The sequence below is a fragment of the Pinirhizobacter sp. genome (genome assembly GCF_035317885.1).
Classification (GTDB): domain Bacteria; phylum Pseudomonadota; class Gammaproteobacteria; order Xanthomonadales; family Rhodanobacteraceae; genus Pinirhizobacter.
Window position 1 is genome coordinate 1 of record NZ_DATHFX010000127.1, and the last position, 5,342, is coordinate 5,342.

Annotated in this window: 4 protein-coding genes; 1 reads left to right on the forward strand and 3 read right to left on the reverse strand. The window is 64.4% G+C overall.

Annotated elements, in window-relative coordinates:
- Both VK519_RS03920 and VK519_RS03925 read right to left on the reverse strand, forming a co-directional pair.
- The coding region (locus VK519_RS03920) for a hypothetical protein (RefSeq protein ID WP_324347834.1) at positions 1-2,949 on the reverse strand (2,949 nt) is incomplete at its 3' end.
- 131 nt (positions 2,950-3,080) lie between these two features.
- Positions 3,081-4,385 carry a NupC/NupG family nucleoside CNT transporter gene (locus VK519_RS03925; protein WP_324347835.1) on the reverse strand — a complete coding sequence of 435 codons (1,305 nt, stop codon included), beginning with the start codon at positions 4,383-4,385 and terminating at the stop codon, positions 3,081-3,083.
- A 140-nt stretch (positions 4,386-4,525) separates the two neighbouring features.
- Between VK519_RS03925 and VK519_RS03930 the strand changes: the two genes are divergently transcribed.
- A complete protein-coding gene (locus VK519_RS03930) occupies positions 4,526-5,146 on the forward strand; it encodes a homoserine/threonine efflux transporter (protein WP_324347836.1) in 621 nt (206 codons plus the stop codon).
- 8 nt (positions 5,147-5,154) lie between these two features.
- Here the strand turns inward: VK519_RS03930 and VK519_RS03935 are convergent.
- Positions 5,155-5,342, reverse strand: a 188-nt coding sequence (locus VK519_RS03935) for an autotransporter outer membrane beta-barrel domain-containing protein (RefSeq protein ID WP_324347837.1), incomplete at its 5' end; no start/stop codon positions are given.

The window sequence follows — 5,342 nt, forward strand, 5'->3', positions numbered from 1 at the left end:
CGGCGTCGCACCGCTCCGGTTGCTGTTGTCGATGGCAAGCCAGCCCACCCGCTCGCGTTCGCGCGAAGCAATCGCCGCCCGCTCGCGGTGCGCGAGGTCTAGCCCGTGCCCAAGCGTCGCGATGGCGGCACTCACGCGGTCTTGTCTCGCCGCACGCTCAGCCATGGCCAATCGCTGACCCTCATGGTGGTCCGCGGAAAGCCGTTGCTCGCGCTCTTCGTTGTCCACCTTGCGGCGATGCTGCGAAGCGGCGTGACCCTGGTCCATCGCCATACACAACCGGTAACGGTGTTCCTCCGTCTCTCGCTTGACGATCGCTCGCTTGATGGCTTCTTCCGCATCACGCTTTGCGACGTTAGCCGCAGCGTCGAGCGCCGCCTCGTGCATCTGAACGGCTTCCTGCTCGTTGAAGTGCGTGCGCTCGGTGACGGCTGTCGCGCACGCGCGCAGTTCGTCCGCGTTCGGCACGCGACGGCGCTTGAGTTGATCGTCGTGCTGCTCTGGAGTGAGCGTGCGCTTGCTCCGGTACCTGGCTACGACGCCTGCTTCGGCAAGGCGCCCACGAATGTGCTTGCGGAACGTGTCGTCATCGAGGGCAGGGCTTTTTTCGAGGTGGATTGCCAGTCGCTTGCGCCTACCGGTCGGTGCTTGGAAACGATCGTAAAGAGTGCGGCGCATGGCCTCCGAACGCGACAAATCCGCCAGGAGGAGGGTGACGGCATCCGTGGCAGGTTGCACGTGGTACAACGAGTGGTGTTCCAGCAGGCGCGCCATGGGCGAGTCGGCCAACGATTCGCGAGCGAGCCAAGCGTCGACGATCTGTTGGCCCAGCGTCTGATCGGCTCGCCATGCCTTGCGGCATATGTCGGCGGCGACCTGCAGCGGCAGGGCGGCGTGCGGTTGCTGCCTCGCGCTATAGGGCAACGCCTCGGCGACATGCGCGGCGAGTGCATCGAGCACACCGGGCTGAAGCAGGATGCCTGCCGCCGCGCCCGGTTCGAGCTCGACCAGGCTGGACAGGGCATCCAGGCTGTTGGCGAGGCCGTTACCGCGCAATTGCCGGACAGTCGCTTGCGTGGCGCCCCCGAGCAGGCTGGGTGGCCGTCGCACCCAGGCCCCGGTGTTGTCGTCGAATAGCATGTGGTCCCCCGTGGCATGCCCCGTGGGATCTGCCACGCGCCAAGTGTCCGTCATCTTATCGAAGACGACGATCAGTTCCACGTCTCCCATGTCGATAACACGCGTGCCGTCTTCCAAGCGGCGAGGAAGGCCAGGCTCGTCGGTGATGGCCGGCGCTGCCCTGGGCGGGGGTTGATCGCACGCGAGCAAGCCTAGTTCGCGGAAGCGATCGCGTAACACCCGCATCGTCTCGGCGGATGTTGTCGCCGGGTCGCGTTGCGGGGTCAACTCAAATTGCCCGCTGATCTCGTGGGCATCAGCGCCGAAAGCGATGTCGACAAGCGCCGGCATGACCGCTTGTTGCATGACGGTGAAGGGAGCCGTGGCCTCATTGATGAGATCGAAGCGGTCCACGTCCACACCGTAGTGATCCGCGTCGCCGATTAGCGTCATGCTGTCAGGAAGTTGCTCGGTGAATCTCCGCGCGTCGTGCATTGCGCAGGCCATGTATAGCAAAGCCTCGGGACGTCGCTCGAGCCTGTCCCAGGCGATGTCTTTCGCAGCGTTTCCCACGATCTGGCGCCACTGTGCACAGGAGTCTTCGGCGTTACGTGGCGGGCTCAGAAGCCCATTGCCGATCTGGCGCTCGATTTCCAGTCGCACCGCGCAACGAAGGTCGTCGATGTTCGCGATGAACGTCTCCAGCGTCGTATGGTCGTCCTGGACGTTGTGCAGCAGGGTCGCCAGGGCGGGTGCTGCAGGGCTGGGCGGATGAAAATCGATCGCATAAGCCGACGTCACGCTGATCTCTTCGAAGCGTCCTTGCGTAATCACGCTCGCCGGCACGGTCACCTCGACGCGTACGTCGTAATGGCTCCCGGCGCCAAGCGGTCGGGCGTCGTCGAGGCTGGCAATGTGCGGATCGCAGGTGCGGCTGGCGTAGCGGCGATTCTCGGCGACCACAGTGTAATCGCCGTTGTCGGCACGGCTGATCTCGTACTTCAGGTCGTCGTGGTTGCTCCAGCTGGGGTGGGGGCTAGTGGTGCCGTAGCCTCCACTGAATACTTCGTCGCTGGTGGTTGCTGCAATCTGAACATCCCCCAGGGTGCCCTGGAAAGCGATGTGCCGGAGGACTTCGCGGGTTCGGGGATCGGGTATGGCGGCCTCGAAGTTAGCCAGCGCTTCTTCCTTTGGCAACCCGGGCCGTGAAATTTCCTTGCCGTCGACGACATAGAGGGCACGCGTGAGATCCGTCTCGAATTCGGCCTGCGCCGCTGCGCGATCGCAAGCCAGGTTCTCGACTATGTATTGCCGCGCTCGTGCCGATACATCGGCGCTGAATGAGCCGCTTGTGCGGAGATTCGATGGGGTCAGGTCGACGCGCAGCCTGGCAAGTATCTTCGGGGTAACGGCAGCGCCATGCGCGAGGCCCGGATATAGCGTCTGTATATGCCTGGCCGTAGAAGCACCATAACCTTCCTTGACCAGCCGCAGAATGGCCGTGCTTGCGACACCGCTCGGGCTCGAGCTGCCGGGGTTGATGCCGGCCTGCGCCTGGGCGATCCGACGCTCATCGCGTGCCTCGTGGTCGGAGTCGAGATCCCACGACTCGGCGCCCCCACCCCGGATGAGGACGGCGTTATCGTCGTAGCTGCGGTAAGCCATGCCGATGACATGGGCCAGCTCCTTGACAGCCGCCGGGCGGGTTGACGGCGCGGGTGTATTACCGGTGCTGTTAAGCATCGCACCGACGTCGCTGGAAGTGCGACTGGCACCGACAACAGGCACGGGGATTGATTGCGAGGCAACAGCCGCGCCTGGATTGAACATATAACGATCCTTGTCGTGAAGCGCCGGACATCATGTCCGGATCGCGCCGCGACGTTAGCCCGGCGTCGCCCGTAGCGATATCAAATTGAACCCACGGTACGGGCAGAACATCTTGGGCAGGATTTTTTCGCTCATAACCCTTCGAGCACGCCGGCGATGGTCGCCGTCATGAAGGTGGCGATCGAACCGCCCAGCACCGCGCGCAGGCCCAGCCGGGCGAGGTCGCCACGGCGGCCTGGGGCCAGACCGCCGATGCCGCCGATCTGGATGGCAATGGAGGAGAAGTTGGCGAAACCACACAGGGCGTAGGTGGCGATCAGCCGGCTCTGCGGCAGCAGTTGGTCGAGGTGGCCGGCAAGGTTCGCATAGGCCACGAACTCGTTGATCACCACCTTCTGGCCGATGAAACTGCCCACGAGGTTCGCGTCGCGCCAGGGCACGCCGATCAGCCACGCCACCGGCGAAAGTACCCAGCCGAAGATCGTCTCCAGGCTCAAATTCACCGGGTGGCCCGCCTGCATGGTGAGCCAGTGGTTGATGCTGCCGTCGCCGCCGAGGGTGCCGATCCACTGGATCGGCGCATTGACCAGGGCGATCAACGCGATGAAGGCCAGCAGCATGGCGCCGACGTTCATCGCCAGCTTCAGGCCATCACCTGCGCCGTTGGCGGCGGCGTCGATGATGTTGGTGGTGGTCTTTTCCACTTCCATGCGTACGGTGCCGCGGGTCAGCGGTTCCTGGGTCTCGGGCACCAGGATCTTGGCCAGCACCATCGTCGCCGGCGCCGCCATGACCGACGCTGCCAGCAAGTGCTTGGCATAGAACACCTTCTGAACCGGATCGTCGCCGCCGAGCATGGACACATAGGCCGCCATGACCGAACCTGCGATGTGCGCCATGCCGCCGATCATCACCGTCATCAGCTCCGCCTGGGTCATGCGCTCGATGTAGGGCTTGATGGTCAGCGGGGCTTCGGTCTGGCCGATGAACACGCTGGCGCAGACGCTGGTGGTTTCGGCGCCCGACACGCGCATCACCTTGGTGATCAGCCACGCCATGCCCTTGACGATCTGCTGCATCACGCCGATGTGGTACAGGACGCCGGTGAGGGCGGCGAAGAAGATGATGGTGGGCAGCACCTTCACCGCGAAGATCACGCCGAATTTCTGCGTGTCCAGCAAGGATCCGAAGATAAAGCGCGAGCCCACCTCGACGTAGTCGAGCAGGCGCACGAATCCGGTGGCGATGGCGTCGAAGACGATGCGGCCCGCCGGCACCTTCAGCACCACGAAGGCGAAAGCCACCTGCAACGCGACGCCAGTCACGACCAGTTTCCAGTCGACCTGACGCTTGTTGTTGGAGAAGGCAAAGGCGATCAGTACCAGTACGGCAAGTCCGAACAGGCCAAAACCGATGTGGCCGAGTGCTTCGAGCATCGAGGTTCCCCGTGGCGGGAACGATCCCGGCACCATGCATAAAAACCGGCAGGTTAGAGGACGCCGTGCCCGGGGGCAAGTTGGGGGTCAGAGTCAAACTCTGACCCCGTTCCAGCGCCCGGACCGCCTATCATGGGCCTATGACCCTGTTCCTGACCGTTGCCCTTGTCCAGTTGCTGGCGCTGATGAGCCCCGGCCCCGATTTCTTCTTCGTCTCGCAGATGGCGATCAGCCGCTCGCGGCGCGATGCCATGGCGGGCGTCGCCGGCATTGCGCTCGGCGTCGTGGTCTGGGCGACCCTGGCCCTGCTTGGCCTGCAGATCCTGTTGTATCGCCTGGCGTGGTTGGGCCGGCTACTTGCTGTCGCTGGTGGTCTTTACCTGTGCTGGATGGGCGTACAGATGCTGCGTGGCGCGTTTCGACCCACGGCACCCACCCAGCCGGTGGCGCTTGAATCCAACGCGATGGCGGCGCTGCGCCGTGGCCTGCTGACCAACCTTGCCAACCCCAAGGCAGCGGTGTATTTCGCCAGCATCTTCTCCGCCCTGGTCGGCAGTGGCGCCAGCGCCGGTACGCGCTGGGGTCTGCTGGTAATGGTCTCGGTCGAGACCTTCCTTTGGTTCACCGTGGTGGCGGCGATTTTCAGCTTGCCGGCCGTCCGACGCGGCTACCTGCGAGCCCGGCGTTGGATCGACGGCGCCGCCGGCGCCGTCTTTGTTGCGTTCGGGTTGACCCTGGTTTTCGATCGCAGGCTGACCTGAGCTTAAGACTAGAACGATAGCCGCACGCCCAGGTTGCCGGCCCAGCCACGGAACCCGTGGTTGCCGATCGCCGTGCGCCAGGTGCCCTCGCCGTAAAGCTGCAGGTTCGCACGCGGGTTGGCGACCAGCCCCGCGCCCATGCGCAACTGTCGCCCGGCCTGGCCGCCGGCGAGTGTCAGTTCATCGCCGGGCGTGT

Excerpts from the sequence above, each read along its gene's own strand:
- VK519_RS03930 (WP_324347836.1), top strand. The coding sequence starts at position 4,526 with ATGACCCTGTTCCTGACCGTTGCCCTTGTCCAGTTGCTGGCGCTGATG.
- VK519_RS03925 (WP_324347835.1), bottom strand. The coding sequence starts at position 4,385 with ATGCTCGAAGCACTCGGCCACATCGGTTTTGGCCTGTTCGGACTTGCC.